At 55.0% G+C, this 16,900-nt stretch carries 11 protein-coding genes and 1 pseudogene; 3 read left to right on the top strand and 9 right to left on the bottom strand.

The window, feature by feature from the left end:
- Nucleotides 1-107: 107 nt before the first annotated feature.
- The 8 genes and pseudogenes from QFZ34_RS01530 to QFZ34_RS01495 form a co-directional block, all read right to left on the bottom strand.
- Entirely contained in the window at nucleotides 108-2,441 is a 2,334-nt protein-coding gene (locus tag QFZ34_RS01530; protein ID WP_307275907.1) for a penicillin acylase family protein, read from the bottom strand.
- 18 nt (nucleotides 2,442-2,459) lie between these two features.
- Nucleotides 2,460-3,593 (bottom strand): M20/M25/M40 family metallo-hydrolase, encoded by a 1,134-nt coding sequence (locus QFZ34_RS01525; RefSeq protein ID WP_307275904.1) that lies wholly within the window; start codon nucleotides 3,591-3,593, stop codon nucleotides 2,460-2,462.
- Nucleotides 3,590-4,771: a M20 aminoacylase family protein gene (locus QFZ34_RS01520; RefSeq protein WP_307275901.1), complete on the bottom strand. Its 1,182-nt coding sequence runs from the start codon at nucleotides 4,769-4,771 to the stop codon at nucleotides 3,590-3,592. Before QFZ34_RS01520 ends, QFZ34_RS01525 begins: the two co-directional genes overlap by 4 nt.
- A gap of 59 nt (nucleotides 4,772-4,830) precedes the next feature.
- A complete protein-coding gene (locus QFZ34_RS01515; protein ID WP_307275898.1) occupies nucleotides 4,831-6,477 on the bottom strand; it encodes an ABC transporter ATP-binding protein in 1,647 nt (548 codons plus the stop codon).
- Between the two features lies 1 nt (nucleotide 6,478).
- Complete coding sequence (locus QFZ34_RS01510; RefSeq protein WP_370878668.1) at nucleotides 6,479-7,273, bottom strand: ABC transporter permease; 795 nt, start codon at nucleotides 7,271-7,273, stop codon at nucleotides 6,479-6,481.
- Between the two features lie 86 nt (nucleotides 7,274-7,359).
- On the bottom strand, nucleotides 7,360-8,301 hold the full coding sequence (locus QFZ34_RS01505) for an ABC transporter permease (RefSeq protein WP_115053728.1): 942 nt from the start codon (nucleotides 8,299-8,301) through the stop codon (nucleotides 7,360-7,362).
- A gap of 90 nt (nucleotides 8,302-8,391) precedes the next feature.
- Nucleotides 8,392-9,925: pseudogene (locus QFZ34_RS01500) on the bottom strand (ABC transporter substrate-binding protein).
- A 34-nt stretch (nucleotides 9,926-9,959) separates the two neighbouring features.
- Nucleotides 9,960-11,459 carry a M81 family metallopeptidase gene (locus tag QFZ34_RS01495; protein WP_307275892.1) on the bottom strand — a complete coding sequence of 500 codons (1,500 nt, stop codon included), beginning with the start codon at nucleotides 11,457-11,459 and terminating at the stop codon, nucleotides 9,960-9,962.
- 127 nt (nucleotides 11,460-11,586) lie between these two features.
- On the opposite strand from QFZ34_RS01495, the gene QFZ34_RS01490 reads away from it, so the two are divergent.
- A complete protein-coding gene (locus tag QFZ34_RS01490) occupies nucleotides 11,587-12,438 on the top strand; it encodes an IclR family transcriptional regulator (protein ID WP_307275889.1) in 852 nt (283 codons plus the stop codon).
- Nucleotides 12,439-12,654: 216 nt separating this feature from the next.
- Here the strand turns inward: QFZ34_RS01490 and QFZ34_RS01485 are convergent, their stop codons facing one another.
- Nucleotides 12,655-14,007: a formimidoylglutamate deiminase gene (locus tag QFZ34_RS01485; protein ID WP_307275886.1), complete on the bottom strand. Its 1,353-nt coding sequence runs from the start codon at nucleotides 14,005-14,007 to the stop codon at nucleotides 12,655-12,657.
- Between the two features lie 92 nt (nucleotides 14,008-14,099).
- Here QFZ34_RS01485 and hutI point away from each other — a divergent pair, with 92 nt between their 5' ends.
- Nucleotides 14,100-15,353, top strand: coding sequence for an imidazolonepropionase (hutI, locus tag QFZ34_RS01480; protein ID WP_307275884.1), 1,254 nt, complete (start codon nucleotides 14,100-14,102; stop codon nucleotides 15,351-15,353).
- The gene (gene hutH / locus QFZ34_RS01475) at nucleotides 15,350-16,891 is read left to right on the top strand and encodes a histidine ammonia-lyase (RefSeq protein WP_115053734.1); all 1,542 of its coding nucleotides are present in this window, start codon (nucleotides 15,350-15,352) and stop codon (nucleotides 16,889-16,891) included. Before hutI ends, hutH begins: the two co-directional genes overlap by 4 nt.
- Nucleotides 16,892-16,900: the final 9 nt, after the last annotated feature.

Here is a 16,900-nt window from a genome sequence, read left to right as displayed (position 1 = left end):
GCGATGCAAATTGCGGGAGGGGGCGTTATGCCCCCACCTCTTGCCTGATCTCGTCCAGCACCTGTTCAATCCCTTCAGCCTGGCAGCCGGCTATGTCCACATCCGCCTCAAGCACTCAACAATATTGTCACTGTTGTCACTCTGTCTATTTGTTCTTCTGAGTACGATAATGGAACAGGGTCCCCGGCATGCCATGGCTTCAAGAGATCGATATAATGCGGAGAATCTGGCAATCCTGATTGTCCTGGATTATTGACGAAAAAACTGTTGTCCCACGCCCCAACATCGATGACCATTCGAACCGACGGCCCTGAGATGACTGAGAAGTCGTTCAATCGGTAAGTGGCATAGTTAAGCGTGGAACTGCTCCCGCCCAAGGCGATTGGCCCAGTTGACCACTCTTTGTCCGTGAGCGCCTGTAGAGGATGGCGCAAGTGAAGCCTATGGATGGAACCCCACGGAGGGTTCGCGGCGCCCCCTTCCCCCAAGGCAGTATATTCCGTCCAAGCATCTCTAAGGCTTTGGCGAAGGGCTTTAGCAATCTCGGGACTATCCGGCGCTTTTTCCAGCCACGAAGCAATGCTTGGTGCATCAAATGGCATTAACAACGGAATAATTTCCGGTGCGGCCCCTTCCAGTCGAGCGACAAGAGGACCGAGATGCTTGCTGAACCATATCTCAAAAATTGCTGCGGGCGCGGAATGTGCAGCCAGATCGCCATCCCAGTTCTGCAGAAGCCGCCACGCCTGTTCATTATTGTCATTGCCAAATACTCGTTTGACTCGCTTCAACACGCGGACGGCAATCGGTGACCGCGTTGAACTCTGAAGCGCTACGCAATCTTCGAGGGAAATCGGCTCGCTGCGGGAAAGCTCATTGTGGAGCGTGTCGTGCCTGCTGCTGTCGAGCCACTCATAGCCGATAGCTGGATTGGATGCGGTCCAAGCGACCGGTACATTCATAGCGTTGGCGGTCGCTATAAAACCGCGTGAAGGGTTAATCTCCAAGGGCCCCGATTGCGGTGACAGATAGCCATTCCATTCAAATCGCCCATCGCCAGGAACCGGAAGCAAGCCATCCCAATTGTTGCGAACTGGCGTGGCACCAGACGGCTTCCATGCAATTGTGTTGGCCGTATCAGCATAAATATGATTGACGGAAGGGCAGCCCCAGCCTTCCAGCGCGCTGGAATATTCCGTGTAGTTCGTCGCTTTCATCACGGAGAGGCTAGCCATATAGGGCGCCATGCCCGCGTCCATCCAAACAGTTCGCAAGCCGAAAGCGCGATGGTTTTTTTCATCCTGGTAGATGATCGGACCATGGCGGGTGAACTTTAATTCGACTTTTTGATCGGGGTATCCTTTGACGGGAATTGTCTCGGTGATGGTTTCGACCTGTTCCCAATCGTCTGCGTAGGCATATTGATCAGGATCATCTTTCTTCGTCTGATAGACATAGACATCCTCTTGGTCTGCACCGAAAATGGTAAGACCGAAGGCGATCTTGCCATTATGCCCCATCGATATTCCGGGAACCATTGGCTCGCCTGCACCGATCACGTCTAGACCCGGCATGGTCAGGTGAACGACATATCGTATGGATGGCAAACTATGTGTGCGATGCGGATCGAGAGCGAGTATAGGGCGACCGGTTGTGGTTTTCTCCGCCGATATGGCCCAGTTGTTGGAGCCCTCTTCAAAAGAAGCGCGAACAATATCGCCAGTCGGAGCCACTGTCGTCCAAAGGGCTGCCTCATCCAATGTGGCAGCCAGCCGCTCTTTTGAAAATGTCGCGGGGCTGATGGCAAGGTTGAAATCACGTAGCACCCTGTCCGTCATAATTGCCGGGTCAAAGCCTTCGACCGGCTTGGGCACAATGCCGTGGGACAAATCCTTGCGAAGCATGTCGAGCTTTGCGCCAAGCTCAATGCCCGCAGCAGCCATGACTTTGGAGCGTAAAAGTTCGGAGGATGCATTGCGCGTCAGCGAATGGGTGCGCACCCGCACAACATCTTCCGCCTTCCAGTGTTCTGGCCGATGACCAAGCAATAGGAACTCTGGCGGAAGTGCTATCGAGCCCGCATTGCAGGCATCGACATAAGCATTGATACCGCTCGCAAATGCAGTGCAGATTTCTTCAGAATCCTGCCCGTAAGCTCGCCATTCGGCCGCCATGTCGCCGCGGTAAAGTAACAACCGGGCTGCCCTGTCCTGCTCCAGATAGCCTGGGCCAAAATCACGCGCCAGCAGACCCAGCCCGCGTTTGCGGGCTGTGTCGATCTGCCAGAGACGATCTCGCGCAGCATTCCAGCCTTGCGCAACAAAGAGATCGTGAAGGTTGCTGGCTCTGATATGAGCCACCCCCCACTGATCCACATTAATCGTAGCGTCATCCTTCAGGCCCGGAATCTGGGCTTTGGTCAGTCGGCTTGCATCAGACATGGTAGGACCCGTTGCGCCTTATTCCAGCCGCAGGAACAAGCCTGCGTGAAGACGCGCGCGCTCGATCAGACTGTTTTCGAAGATATGCTCGCCCAAGGTGTGCAGACCATCACCACGCACGCCGATGGAATCAAGTGTCGGCACACCGAGCGCGCCGGTAAAGTTTCCATCGGAACCGCCACCCGAGCTTTGGGCCGTCATGGTAAATCCGACCTCTTTCGCAATATCATTAGCGAAGTTGAAAAGCTGCATATCTTGCGGCTGCCCGGGCTCCCAAACTGGCCGCGTCACCCCGCGCGTGACGATCAGTTCCACATCATCTTTCGCGCCCGCAAGAGCCATGATACGTGAAACACCCTCTTCGAGATCCTTTTGGGTTTTCGCCATGCTGAGCGCCTCGGCTTTGCAGCTTGATGAAACGCAATTGACCCATTGCCCGGCCTGAATAACACCGACAGAGAATGTACAATCTTCCGTCGTGAGTGCTTCGATCTCGATGATCTTTTCGGCCATGCGGCGGATGGCTGAGCGTCCTTCCTTGAGCAGCCAGCCAGCATGACTTGGCCTGCCAATAGTTTCGAGATTGTAGCGCGCAATGGCATAGCGCCCCACGACGGCGCCACCATCACGCCGTGCGGGTTCCGGTACCAGAACATATTTGTTCTTGAGCGCTTCCTGCTCAATCAGATCACGCGTGGAAGGCGTTCCCACCTCTTCGTCGGGCGTCAACAGAAAGGTGACAGGAAGCTTGGTTGCGAGCCCGTTTTTTGCAATCTGACGCATGGCCTCAAGCGCAACGAAATTGCCACCCTTCATATCCTGGATGCCAGGGCCGTAAATCTTGCCATCATCCCGGCGAAACGGATTTACATCAATGACGCCAAGCGGATGGACGGTATCGAGATGCCCTGACACCAGAATGCCGGGCTTGCCATGATGTTCGTGCGGAAACCTTGCGCGCAAAGACCCGCCAAATCCCATTCGCCCCGGAATGAATTCAACGCTGGCACCTGCAGCGGCAAAGTCATAGGCGGCAATATCCACCATTCGATTGACCGCCGCTGCATCGAAAGTCGGGCTTTCGGTTTCGATCCAGGGGCGCAGACGCGCAATCATGTCATCAAGGTCAAATGGAAGTTCAAACGCGCTCATGCAGCCAATTCCTTGTTAACAGACAAGCGGGTTTCCGCGATCCGAGCATAGATAGACGCGCCAATCGGAAGCACTTCCGGTTCGAGTGTAAATGCCGGATTGTGCAAGGCGGCCTTGCCGGCGTGCTGCACGTTAATGTAAGCACCTGGCACCCGGGCGAGCATATCGGCGAAGTCCTCGCTGCCCATAAAGGCTGGGCAGTCATCGCTGACATTTTCCTCGCCGAGCACATCGCGTGCAGCGGCGATATAGGCGTCGGAAAGCTCGTTATCATTACGCAAAACATCGAAGACGTTGCGAATATCGACATCAACGGTCACGCCGTAACCAGCTGCCACGCCTGCGCAAATTTCTCTCAGGCGGCTTTCCGCCACATCGTAGACGTGACGCTCGAAATAGCGGATCGTACCGGTGATCGTGGCGACTTCCGGCACGATATTATAGGCGCTGCCTGTGTGAAATTGGGTGCACGAAACAACGCAGGCTTCAGTCGCGGGGATATTGCGGGAAACGATGGTCTGAATCTGACCAACAAGATCGGCGCCGATTACCAGCACGTCACGTGAATTATGCGGCTGGGCCGCATGACTGCCTTTTCCCGTTAGTTTGATGTCGAAAAAGCTGGCCCCGGCCATGGCGGGACCCTTGCGTATCTGCGCTTTGCCGAGCGTACCTAATGGCTGATTGTGCATTCCGTAGATTTCGTCGCAGGGAAAGCGCTCGAACAGACCTTCGGCGATCATGGTACGCGCACCACCAAGACCTTCCTCAGCGGGTTGAAATACAAAAACCGCCGTGCCTTCGAAATTGCGCGTAGCAGCCAGATATTGGGCTGCGCTCAGCAACATCGTCGTGTGACCATCATGGCCGCAGGCATGCATACGGCCTGGGTTTTGCGATGTATAGGCAACGCCCGAAATCTCGTCGATCGGCAGTGCATCCATATCCGCTCGAAGGCCGATCCGGCGATTGCCAGGATTATGACCTTTCAGAATGCCGACGACGCCAGTCTTGGCAATATCGGTGTGAACTTCATCGAAACCCCACTTCTTTAGAAGATCAGCGACAACGCTGGAGGCGTGGTTCTCCTCAAAGCCAATTTCGGGATGACGATGAAGGTCTTCGAAAACCGCGCGCATCTCGCCGGCCTTCTCCTCAATAAACGGTATGATGGGCATAATTTCGTTCCTGTTTGAAGCATTGAAGATAATCGGGGCCGCAAGCAACGGCCCTTCGATCAGGCGGTGGGACGTCCAGCCGCGAAATCCCAGAAGCGGCCGGGAGCCGCCTCAATCAATGAGCGCGTATATTCATGCGACGGATTGCCAAGCACGTCGGCAGCATTGCCATGTTCGACAACCTCTCCGCGTTTCATCACCAGCACGTCATCACATATCTGTGCTGCGACGCGCAGATCGTGAGTTATGAAAATAATGGCGATGCCGGTATCCTTCTGAAGCTGTGCGAGAAGATCAAGAACCTGTGCCTGTATCGAAACATCCAGCGCGGAGACCGCCTCGTCCGCCACGAGAATGTCGGGCCTGAGGGCAACAGCCCTGGCAATGGCAATACGCTGGCGCTGCCCGCCCGAAAATTGATGCGGATATCGCTTTAAAGCATCCAGTGGCAGCGAGACAATCTTCAATAGACGTTTCGCCTCGGCCACGGCTTCTTCGTAAGGCACATCGTAGTTGAGCGGCCCTTCCGTCAGACTTTGCTCAATAGTCCAGCGCGGATTGAGCGACCGGAACGGATCCTGAAATACAACCTGCAGTTTTTTGCGAAACGGCTTCATTTCGCGTTTGCCAAGATGTGCAATGTCGCGTCCACCGACAAATATCTCGCCTTCTGTCGGCTCAATCAACCGCATGATCGAACGAGCGACAGTGGTTTTGCCGGAGCCGGACTCGCCGACAATCCCGAGCGTGCGTCCGCGTGGAAGCTCGAAAGTTACGTTGCGTGACGCTTGAACACCCGGCTTGGTGATGAAAATACCGCGGCTTCGATAAGTCATGCCGAGATCGCGTACCCGGATCACAGCTTCGCCGCCTTGCGATGCGCGCGCCAGTCGGGGAATGAGACTTGGCACCGAACCAAGCAGATCTTTTGTATATTGCTTTTGCGGTGAAGCCAGAACTTGCCGAATCGCGCCGTGTTCTACGATTTCGCCATTGTGCATAACGCAGACACGGTCGGCAATTTCGGCAACCACTCCCATGTCATGCGTGATGAACAGAACTGCCGTGCCATGTTTTGCCTGCATTTCGGCAATCAATGACAGAATTTGCTTTTGCGTTGTCACGTCGAGCGCGGTGGTCGGCTCATCTGCGATCAAAACCACGGGCTCAAGTATGAGCGCCATCGCAATCATGATGCGCTGACGCTGACCACCCGAGAGTTGGTGCGGAAAGCTTTGATAGATGCGCTCAACGTCAGGCAGGTGCACCTGCTCCATAATATTGATGACTTTGATGCGTTTCGCGTCGGCCGACAAATTGGTGTGAATATCCAGAACTTCCATGATCTGCTCACCAACCCGCATAACCGGATTGAGCGCCGTCATTGGCTCTTGAAAAATCATCGAAATGCGTGTGGCGCGCATCTTCTTCATATCGGCGGGAGACAATTTCAGCAGGTCAATGCCGTCAAGTCGAATTGCTCCCGTTTTTACCAACAAAGCATTCTTGGGAAGAAGGCCCATGGCTGTCAGTGAGGTCACCGATTTGCCTGAGCCCGATTCGCCAACGAGACAAACTGTTTCGCCTTTACGGATATCAAGGCTGACGCTGCGAAGAACCTGTGTGCCGCTGGGTAGCGCCACGACGAGATTCTCAATTTCGAGCACGACCGGTTCTGTCGTGAAATCACGATTGCGCAATTCCATTTCAGCCCTCCCGCTTTTTCAGGCGCGGATCAAGCGTATCGCGCGCCGCATCGCCCAGAAGATTGATTGAAAGGACGCAGAGGGTCAGCAGAAGCCCTGGCCAGAGCACAATAGACGGTTTGATGCGGAAAAACTGGCGGCCTTCGGCCATGATGTTCCCCCATGTCGGGATCTCGGTGCTGATGCCTGCCCCGAGAAACGATAGGATTGCTTCGGTCAGAATTGCCGATGCGACGATGTAGGTGCCCTGCACGATAAGCGGAGCCATTGTATTGGGCAGAAGATGCTGGAAAAGAATTTTTGGCGTGCTCGAACCAAGGGCCAGGGCGGCTTCGACGTAGGACTCTTCGCGAGCACTCAGGATTACCGACCGCACCAGACGCACGACGCGAGGAATTTCCGGAATGGTAATTGCTACGATCACCGAGCCAATGGATGGCCCGTTCAGTGCGACCAATGCGATGGCGATCAAAATGGAAGGCATTGCCATCAGCGCATCCATCATGCGCATGATGATCGCATCGGCAGTGCGGAAAAAACCAGCGACCAAGCCGATGAGAATGCCCACGCCAATTGAAGCTCCGGCAGCGAGAAGGCCTATCAACAGGGAAATACGCCCACCGAGAATCATGCGTGAGAAGAGATCACGACCGTAATTATCAGTGCCAAGCAAATAGTCATCCGAAGGCGGCTTGAGCCGCATCAACGGGTTCATGGCCAGCGGATCATGCGGAGCGATCCACGGTGAGGCAAGGGTGAGAATGAGAATTGCGGCAAGGAGAACGCCCGCAATCATCGGTCCGATACCAACGCGGGTAACGCGCGGCAGCGAGAACAGGCGCAGCAACCAATGCATGCCAGTCGATGTCGGTTCAGAGGCCATCAATAGCGTATCCTTGGATCAAACAATGTGTAGGAAAGATCGATCAACAGATTGACGAAGACGTAGAGCGCGCTCGTCAAAAGGATCATGGCCTGAATGACCGGATAGTCGCGCGCCAGAACCGCATCAACCGTCAGACGTCCGATACCGGGTATATTGAAAATGCTTTCCGTGACCACGACGCCCGAAATGAGTAGCGCGAACCCGGTGCCAATAATGGTGACGACCGGCACAGCTGCATTCTTCAAAGCATGTACGAACAGGAGACGACGATCACTAACGCCTTTTGCCCGTGCGGTGCGAATGTAATCCTCGCCCAAAACATCCAACATAGCTGCGCGGGTCATGCGGGCGATGAGCGCGATATAGATCGAAGCCAGTGTCAGTGCGGGCAATATGGCTCGCTCCATGAAACTGCCAAAGCCCGACGAAATTGGTTTGAAACCCTGAACCGGAAGCCAACCCAGATTGACCGAAAAAATGAGCAGCAACACATAACCAACCAGAAAAACTGGAACGGAAAAGCCCAGAACAGAAAAACTCATGACGAGATAATCAATCCACGAACGATGCCGCCAGGCTGCGATCACACCCATCGGAATTGCCGCGAGAACAGCAATAATAATGGTGAGAACCGCTATGGAAATCGTCGGGCCGATACGTTGCGAAACCAGATCGAGCACCGGAACGCCTGATATCAGCGAAACGCCAAGATCTCCCTGCATTATATTGCCCATCCAGACGAAATATTGCGTCAAGATGGGTTTGTTGAGCCCCATGGCCTCCCGAATGCGTTCGAGTTGTTCGCTTGTGGCGGCATCGCCTGCCAGAATTGCCGCCGGATCACCCGGCGTAAGTCGCAGGAGGAGGAAGACAAAAATCGATACCAGCAGCAACACCGGTACAAGAGCAAAAATACGTTTTAAAAGGTAGATAGCCATATGCGCGTCCCGCGAGAGACGGAACCGATACCGAACCGGTTCCGTATTGAATTGGGAGCCATCACGTCAAACGCGATAGCGGCGGGCAGATTATTCTTCTGTCTTTTTTACGTTCCAGAACACCGGGACGGGAGAGCCGAGCATATCGACGACATTGGAACGGCGGCCCTGTGGCGGATTATATTCGCCAAGCGGAATATAGAGGACGTTCTCAAGCGTATGGGCCTGGATTTTCTCAATAACGGCTTTCTGCTCTTCCGGCGTTTTCCCGGCAATATATTCCTTCTTAAGCGCTTCGATCTTGTCGTCCTTCGGCCAACCGAACCAGCCCTGATCGCCGCGACCATTGAGCATGACGGAGTTTAGCGGTGTGGCAATTTCCGGAATCTGCCAGTTTGTGAAGAAGATGTTCCAGCCACCCTTTGAGGGCTCATCCTTTGAGGCCCGACGACCGACAAGCGTCTGCCAGTCCATTGGCTGCATGTCCACAGTAAATCCAGCTGCACGCAACTGCTGTGCTGCCACAACCGGTTGAGGAGAGAGACTGGAAACGTCTGTTGGCTGCATCAGTACGACCGGCTTTCCATCATAACCGGCTTTTTTGAGCAGTGCTTTTGCTTCTTCAATATTGCCTTTCCCGACAATGCTGTCAGCGCCGACATTCGTGGCATTAGGCGTGCCGCAGCCGAAAATAGCACCGCAAACCCTGTAATATTTGGGATCGGCCATAAGCGCGGCAAGCACTGGTTCCTGCGACATGGCAAGAAAAGCTGCACGGCGAATGTCCGGATTGTCAAAAGGTGGATGCTTGAAGTTGAGGCGCCCCGACGGGCACCTGCTCCATGTAGTCTACTTCACCGCTTGCAAGAGCGTTAACCGCCGTCTGCGCATCGGTCATCGTGACCCAGCGAACCTTGTCTACATTTACGACTTTACCGCCTGCCATCCAATTGGCTGGTTCCTTGCGCGGTATATACTCTTCATTTTTAACATAGCTTACGCCAACGCCGGGCTGGAACTCTGCCGGCACAAACTTGAATGGGCCGGAACCAATATGCTCTGTAATGGCGGTATCGGCTGGCGTTGCGGCGATGCGCGCGGGCATGATGAATGGAGGCAGGGCGGCCTGCTTGGAAAGCGTGTCAAGGAAGGGGGCAAATGGCTCCTTGAGTGTCCAGACCAGCGTTTTATCATCGGTCGCCTTCAGGGATTCCGTAATATCCATGATAAGCTGACCGCCAGCATCGCGCTTGGCCCAACGCTCGAGCGAGGCCACTGCGTCAGCGGCTGTTACCGGCGCACCATCGTGGAATTTAAGACCATCGCGCAGTGTGAATGTATAGATCTTACGATCGTCCGAAACGGTCCATTCTGCCATCTGAGGCTGTGGCTTGAAGTTTTCATCGACCGCGATCAGCACGTCGTAAATCATGTAAGCATGATCGCGGGTGATATGTGCTGTGGTGATGATCGGATCAAGGATGCGCAGGTCTGAATGCATGACTGCGGTAAGCGTTGTTTCCGCCCATGCAGCGCTTGTACCAAGCGCGATCAGTGAGGCTGCAATTCCATATTTTAGTTTACGAAGGGTCGGGCTAGGTTGGTGAAAACTGATAAACTTCATCTACTTAGTTCCTCTGGAGGTTGTTCTTATTGTTCTAGTTGAATTCCTGTCCGAGCGGCTCAAGCCTTATGCCCGCCCGCAAGCGCTTCCACGGCAATTGCGCCGGGCTGAGCGGCATCGCACCGGGGGCAATGCAGACAAGAAGCTTTTCCGCGATTGGTGCGAAGTCGGCTCGAAAATGGACGGAGCTTTTATTAACGAGGATGGCTTCCTGTTCTGGTTGAATCCCAACCATGCGATAAAGTTCACGATCTGCCATTTGGGCAAGATTGGTCGTAACAACGATACGCGTCCCGCCAAGTCGAAGGCAGGCAGATGGACCCATATCCAACCATGTGCCACCATAATAGGGACCTGTTGCATGGACCTTGCCGTCAGAGAGTTTCTCGACGGTGAACCGGGCTTTGAACGGCTCGTCGTTCTCGATCCCTGATTTGCCGCCAAGCGAAATCTCGATCTCAGCCTCCTCGCCTGCTTGATGCGCAAGCCTTGCGGCTTCCGGATCGTGGATACATCCAATGGCTGCACGTTCGGCGCCACTGGCAACAAGTGCGCGAAGCATCCCCGTCGTATCCGAACTGCCACCCGCTCCGGGATTGTCTTGAGTATCCGCAATGACGACCGGGCGAACGGCGCTCCGAGCCAGCTCAATCGCCTTTTCAATCCCCTCCTTTGGCTGATAGGCTGTGCCGACAAAAGAGGATTCAGCCGCCGAAAGAGCCGTCATGATATTATCGGCGCACGCATCTACCGCCTGCTTGTCCCAACCATAGGCGAAGACCGAAGGCCCGCATTCGGCAAAGTCAGCAGCGGGGAAGCCCATGAAGAGCGAGGCCGTCAGCACATTCTCTGGCAGATCGACCGTCATGCCATATAGGCCTTTTGCGGGTTCTTCCTGCGTGCACTGCCATGCAATCGGGATCAGATAATCGCCCTGTCGCATCGCCTTCTGCCAGCCATCAGGCCTGTCCATCAATGCCTGCAAAGCCTGTGCCGACCGATAACCGGTTTCGGCCATATCGACGTGCGGGTAAGTACGAAAACCGACCATGACATCCGAAAGGTCGAACATACGCCGCGTAATATTTCCATGCAGGTCTAATGCGACGGCAATCGGTTCCGATGGGCGGATGGAACGAACCCGTTCAAGAAGCTCGCCTTCGCCGTCATCCACGTGCTCAGCAACCATTGCGCCATGCAGATCGATAAAAATGCCATCCAGAGGCCCGCAATTGCGCAGCCCTTCGACAATCTCGGAAACGATTGTTTCATAGGCGTCTTTGGTCACCGGCGCGGAGGGGATTGCCCCTGCCCACAGGATGGGCACGATTTCCCAGCCGGCCTGTTGCGCAAAGTTCAATGCCCCGACAATACCGAGGTTAACATTCTGCGCATTCTCGAAAATCGCGTTTCCACGGGAGATGGGGATGTATCCGCCACCCTGAACAAATGCTGCCATGGTTGCCGGCGCCGCAGCAAACGTATTTGTTTCATGCAAAAAGCCAGCGACAGCCACGCGTTTTGACACGAGCATACTCCCATTTTTGATTTGCCCCCTCGGGCTGATGTGTGTATCTCTCAGCGATACATCTATATTGTTTTTTATGATAGGAACCAATTTTGATGCTTGTCAATCCTCCAATGTCGATTAGAGATTTTTCATGACCACATTTCGAGATCTTCGCGGCATATCCAGTTTCGACCCTGATGAAGGAGAAGCTTACAAGGACGATCCGTTGTTTATGCGTTCGGTCGCAAGAACGGTCGCTGTCATGTCAGCATTTCAGAGCGCGCGTCATCCGTTATCGCTCAGTCAGGTTGCGACAGCTGCTGGTGTGGATCGCAGCGCTGCGCAACGGATCGTTCACTCACTCTTGAAGCTGGGTATGCTCACCCGCGACCCTGAGGATCGCGGCTACCTGCCCGGTCTGCGTGTGCTCGACATGACGCACGATTTGTTGCGACTTAACCCAATGCTCCAGCGCGCAAATCCCGTCATGTTGGAGCTACGCCGCCGTGTCCGTGAGCGTGTCGATCTTTCGCTCTTTGACGATGTGCGCGTCGTCTATGCTTTGCGCATGCCCTCAAAGCATGAAATCTTCAGCGCGACCATTGTTGGACATGCGGTTCCGACTTACTGCACGGCGGGCGGCATTGCCATCCTATCGCTCCTCCCTGACGAGAAGGTCGCCGACATTGTGAAACGCTCGGATTTGACACCTTTTACCCGTCACACCATCCGCACTCTTGATGAAGTTATGGTGCATGTCCACGCCACGCGTGAGCGGGGGCATTCCGTATTATGCAGGCAGTTGTTAAATCATGAAGTGGCAATCGGCGCTCCGATACGAGATTCGAGCGGTGCTCCTATTGGCGCAATCCACGTCGCGGGAAGTCTGCAAGAGTGGACGGCCGAAAGCTTCAGTGACAGCTTCGGTCCGCTGGTGCAAAACGCGGCGCAAACAGTTTCGGAAAAAGCTCCCATCGGGATCCGAAAAGGGATTCAAGAATAGGTCAATGCCCAATAGTCGGCGGCTCTGCTGCCTCTGCTGGCTAAAGCAACCACTTCCAAAACCGTCCATCAAACAGGATCATCATGAGGAAAACAGCCGGCTTGGTACTTTTCAACGGGTTCCTCAGCAAACGCAATAGTCGGGGCCTGACCACGTTTGCCCGGAGCGATGAGCGAAGGGCATAAGTTCTAAACGGAGTGGCCGCAGGCATATCTTTTACGGATTTGCCGAAATGAGTTCTTTCATGACTTCGCCGAACTTATGTTCGATCTGATCGCGAAGCCGGTGGCGGCCGTGATCAACCTGCTTGATGCCCGTTACCCAAGTCGAATCTACTTTGGCACCATTGGCAAAAATCCATGAATCCAACGCAACGTCACCGGAAAACAGATCCGGCGTCTGGAGCTGGATGCTGATGAAATCCGCGGGTTTGCCAACGGCAAGGCCTGTCTCGACCCCGAGGGCAGTGCCACCGCCGCTGACAGCGTGGTCGAACAGCGCCCTGCCTGTCGATCCGCCCGCTGGTGCGAGCACGTTGCGCGAGCGATGCGCCAGACGCTGCGAATACTCTAGCTGACGCAGCTCGTCGCCAATTCCTATCAGAACATTTGAGTCCGAACCGATGCCGAAGCCACCGCCCGCTTGCGTGAATAATTGTGCTGAAAATGTTCCGTCACCCAGATTGGCTTCCGTGATCGGGCAGAGACCGGCAATCGCGCCGCTGCGAGCCATGGACTGCGTCTCGTCATCTGTCATATGTGTCGCGTGTATAAGACACCAGCTTTTGTCCAGATCAGCATTTTGGAGCAGCCATTCGACGGGACGCGCACCCGACCAGGCGATGCAATCGTCAACTTCCTTTATTTGCTCGGCGACATGGATATGTTTCGGATTTTTTCCGGCGATGGCCGTCACGGCTTCCAGTTCATCCGGCGTCACTGCTCGCAGACTATGGGGCGCTACGCCGACTTTCGCATCGGGCAAGTCCTTGACTGCCTGCTGGCATCCGGCATGAAGCTTTTCATAAGCGTCCAGCGTGTTGATGAACCGGCGCTGTCCCTCTGAGGGGGCAGCGCCGCCGAACGTGGAATGCGCGTAGAAAACAGGCAGTAGGGTAAGTCCTATCCCCGTCACGTTTGCAGCGGCTGCAATCCGCTCACCCATCTCGGCAATATTTGCATATTGCCGCCCGTCAATATCGTGGTGGAGGTAATGGAACTCGCCGACACGTGTAAAACCCGCCTCCAGCATTTCCATATATAGCTGCGCTGCGACTGCTTCCATCTGCTCGGGCGTCATTGTCAGAGCAAAGCGATACATGACATTGCGCCAGCTCCAAAAACTATCGGCACCAGGACCGCGGCTTTCTGCAAGTCCTGCCATGCCGCGCTGAAATGCGTGGCTGTGAAGATTTGGCATGCCGGGGAGAATGATCGAATGGCGCTCATCGTCGGGAAGCGGAGCGCTGTCCGGCTGCATAGCGGTAATGCCAGTGCTGTCAAAACTTATGCGGACGTTCTGTTGCCAGCCGGAAGTCGTCAATGCTGCCTGTGCAAATATATGCGTCAATGGTGAAGCCTCCCGAAGCGACAGAAAAACCGTTTGCGTTGATCTCAATTATGTCTATACATATTAGCAGGAGATGAAAAGGCGTAAAGCTCATGGGCGGAAATATAATTTCAGACGAAAGTGAAGCTCGGCATGCAGATGTGGAAGTGTGGCGCAATATGCGCCTGCTTACCTGCCAGCGCGATGCAACCGCTATCATTGATCAAGCGGCGATCCTCGTAAAGAATGGGCGTGTTGTTTTTGCGGGCGCGGAAAAAGACCTTCCGGTGGAAGCGCAAGCGGCCACATCCCATGACCTTGAAGGCAGATTGGTGACGCCATCTCTGATCGATTGTCACACGCATCTTGTCTATGGCGGCAACCGCGCGCGGGAATTCGAAATGCGGCTCGAAGGGGCAAGCTACGAAGACGTTGCCCGCGCTGGCGGTGGAATTGTTTCATCCGTCAAGGCAACCAATGCGTTGAGCGAAGATGAACTGATCGCGCAAAGCCTGCCGCGCCTGGATACGCTGCTGGCAGAGGGCATTTCAACCATCGAAATCAAATCGGGCTATGGGCTGAATATTGAAGCCGAGCTGAAAATGCTGCGCGTTGCGCGGCGATTGGCGACCATGCGGCCGGTGCGGATTTATACCAGTTATCTTGCTGCCCATGCGGTGCCGTTTGAATATCGTGGCCGCGCCGATGATTATATTTCTGAGGTCGTGCTACCCGGGTTGGAAGCTGCTCATGCGGAAAAGCTGGTCGATGCGGTCGACGGATTTTGCGAGGGCATTGCTTTTTCTCCAGCGCAGATCGCCCGTGTGTTTGACAAGGCAAAATCTCTCGGCCTTCCCGTCAAGCTTCATGCAGAACAACTTTCCAATCTCGGCGGTGCCAAGCTTGCGGCATCTTACGGCGCGCTTTCCGCCGACCATCTCGAATATCTTGATGAAGAGGGTGCGAAAGCCATGGCAGCGGCTGGAACAGTTGCTGTTTTGCTGCCGGGCGCTTTTTATACTCTACGCGAAGAACAGGCTCCGCCCGTCCAGTTGCTCCGAGAGGCAGGCGTTCACATTGCCGTGGCAACCGATTGCAATCCGGGTACCTCACCGCTCACTTCGCTGCTTTTGACGATGAACATGGCTTGCACGCTTTTCCGCCTGACAGTTGACGAGGCGCTTTCGGGTGCAACGCGCGAGGCGGCGCGTGCGCTTGGCATATTGAATGACACGGGCACGATCGAAGCGGGTAAATCAGCCGACTTCGCGGTCTGGAATGCGACGAGCCCGGCTGAGCTTGTCTACCGTATAGGGTTCAACCCTCTCCACATGCGCATTTTCCGCGGACAAAGGATTACTCGATGACCATTATACTTCATCCGGGCAGTGTTTCGCTCAGCACGCTTGAGACGATTTACTGGCAAGGAGCGCCCGTCAGGCTGGACCCGTCATACCATGCGGGGATTGAAGCCGCCGCACGGCGTATTGCCGAAATTGCCGCTGGCAATGCTCCTGTTTATGGGATCAATACCGGCTTCGGAAAGCTGGCTTCGATCAAGATCGATGCTGCCGATGTTGGAACGCTGCAACGCAATCTCATTCTTTCGCATTGCTGCGGTGTCGGCAATGCCTTGCCGGAAAATATCGTCCGCCTGATCATGGCTCTGAAGCTGATATCGTTGGGCCGTGGCGCTTCCGGGGTGCGTTTCGAGCTGATCACGCTCATTGAGGCAATGCTGGAAAAGGGCGTTATTCCGGTCATTCCGGAAAAGGGTTCAGTTGGCGCTTCCGGTGACCTTGCTCCTTTGGCACATATGGCTGCGGCGATGATCGGCGAAGGCGATGTCGTTTTCGATGGCGCGCAAATGCCTGCCGGAGATGGTCTTGCCAAGGCGGGTCTGAGGCCCGTCGTGCTTGCGGCCAAGGAAGGGCTTGCGCTTATCAACGGCACACAAGTTTCCACTGCACTGGCATTGGCTGGGCTGTTTCGCGCCCATCGCGCTGGCCAGTCGGCATTGGTTACAGGTGCATTGTCGACAGATGCGGCGATGGGCTCATCGGCTCCTTTCCATGCGGACATACATTCGCTTCGGGGCCATCGCGGCCAGATCGATACAGGTGCTGCATTGCGGCGCCTGCTTGAAAACTCTCCTATTCGCGAGAGCCACATTGAGGGCGATGAGCGGGTACAGGATCCTTATTGCATCCGCTGTCAACCACAGGTTGACGGGGCATGTCTTGATCTGCTCCGAATGGCGGCGCGCACCCTGGAAATCGAAGCCAATGCGGTGACAGACAATCCGCTGGTCTTGAGCGATGGCTCGGTGGTTTCGGGCGGTAATTTTCATGCCGAACCCGTGGCTTTTGCCGCCGATCAGATTGCGCTCGCCATCTGCGAAATTGGATCGATAGCCCAGCGCCGCATTGCCTTGCTGGTCGATCCGACCTTGAGCTATGGCTTGCCGGCATTCCTGGCTCGCAAGCCGGGACTAAATTCAGGACTGATGATTGCTGAAGTAACGTCAGCCGCCTTGATGTCTGAGAACAAGCAGATGTCGCATCCGGCCTCTGTCGACTCGACACCCACATCGGCCAATCAGGAAGACCATGTTTCGATGGCCTGTCATGGTGCGCGCCGTCTCTTGCAGATGACAGATAATCTTTTCTCGATCATTGGTATTGAAGCTTTGACTGCGGCACAAGGAATTGACCTGCGTGCACCGCTGCAGACCAGCCCGGAACTCACGCGCGCTCATGGCGTTATTCGAGCAGCGGTGCCTACATTGGAGGAGGATCGCTATATGGCTCCTGATCTGAAGGCTGTTTCAGAGGTGGTTGCTTCCGGCAAGCTGAACGCTGCCATCTCACCCGACATCCTGCCGCTGCTCGATACAAGCTTGTGAGGATCGGTC

Origin of the sequence: Phyllobacterium ifriqiyense, assembly GCF_030817885.1 — a bacterium.
GTDB lineage: Bacteria > Pseudomonadota > Alphaproteobacteria > Rhizobiales > Rhizobiaceae > Phyllobacterium > Phyllobacterium ifriqiyense.
This window is presented reverse-complemented; position numbering and strand designations above follow the sequence as displayed.

Excerpts from the sequence above, each read along its gene's own strand:
- QFZ34_RS01520 (WP_307275901.1), bottom strand. The coding sequence starts at position 4,771 with ATGCCCATCATACCGTTTATTGAGGAGAAGGCCGGCGAGATGCGCGCG.
- QFZ34_RS01505 (WP_115053728.1), bottom strand. The coding sequence starts at position 8,301 with ATGGCTATCTACCTTTTAAAACGTATTTTTGCTCTTGTACCGGTGTTG.
- QFZ34_RS01515 (WP_307275898.1), bottom strand. The coding sequence starts at position 6,477 with ATGGAATTGCGCAATCGTGATTTCACGACAGAACCGGTCGTGCTCGAA.
- hutI (WP_307275884.1), top strand. The coding sequence starts at position 14,100 with ATGGGCGGAAATATAATTTCAGACGAAAGTGAAGCTCGGCATGCAGAT.
- QFZ34_RS01490 (WP_307275889.1), top strand. The coding sequence starts at position 11,587 with ATGACCACATTTCGAGATCTTCGCGGCATATCCAGTTTCGACCCTGAT.
- hutH (WP_115053734.1), top strand. The coding sequence starts at position 15,350 with ATGACCATTATACTTCATCCGGGCAGTGTTTCGCTCAGCACGCTTGAG.
- QFZ34_RS01495 (WP_307275892.1), bottom strand. The coding sequence starts at position 11,459 with ATGCTCGTGTCAAAACGCGTGGCTGTCGCTGGCTTTTTGCATGAAACA.
- QFZ34_RS01525 (WP_307275904.1), bottom strand. The coding sequence starts at position 3,593 with ATGAGCGCGTTTGAACTTCCATTTGACCTTGATGACATGATTGCGCGT.
- QFZ34_RS01530 (WP_307275907.1), bottom strand. The coding sequence starts at position 2,441 with ATGTCTGATGCAAGCCGACTGACCAAAGCCCAGATTCCGGGCCTGAAG.
- QFZ34_RS01510 (WP_370878668.1), bottom strand. The coding sequence starts at position 7,273 with ATGATTGCGGGCGTTCTCCTTGCCGCAATTCTCATTCTCACCCTTGCC.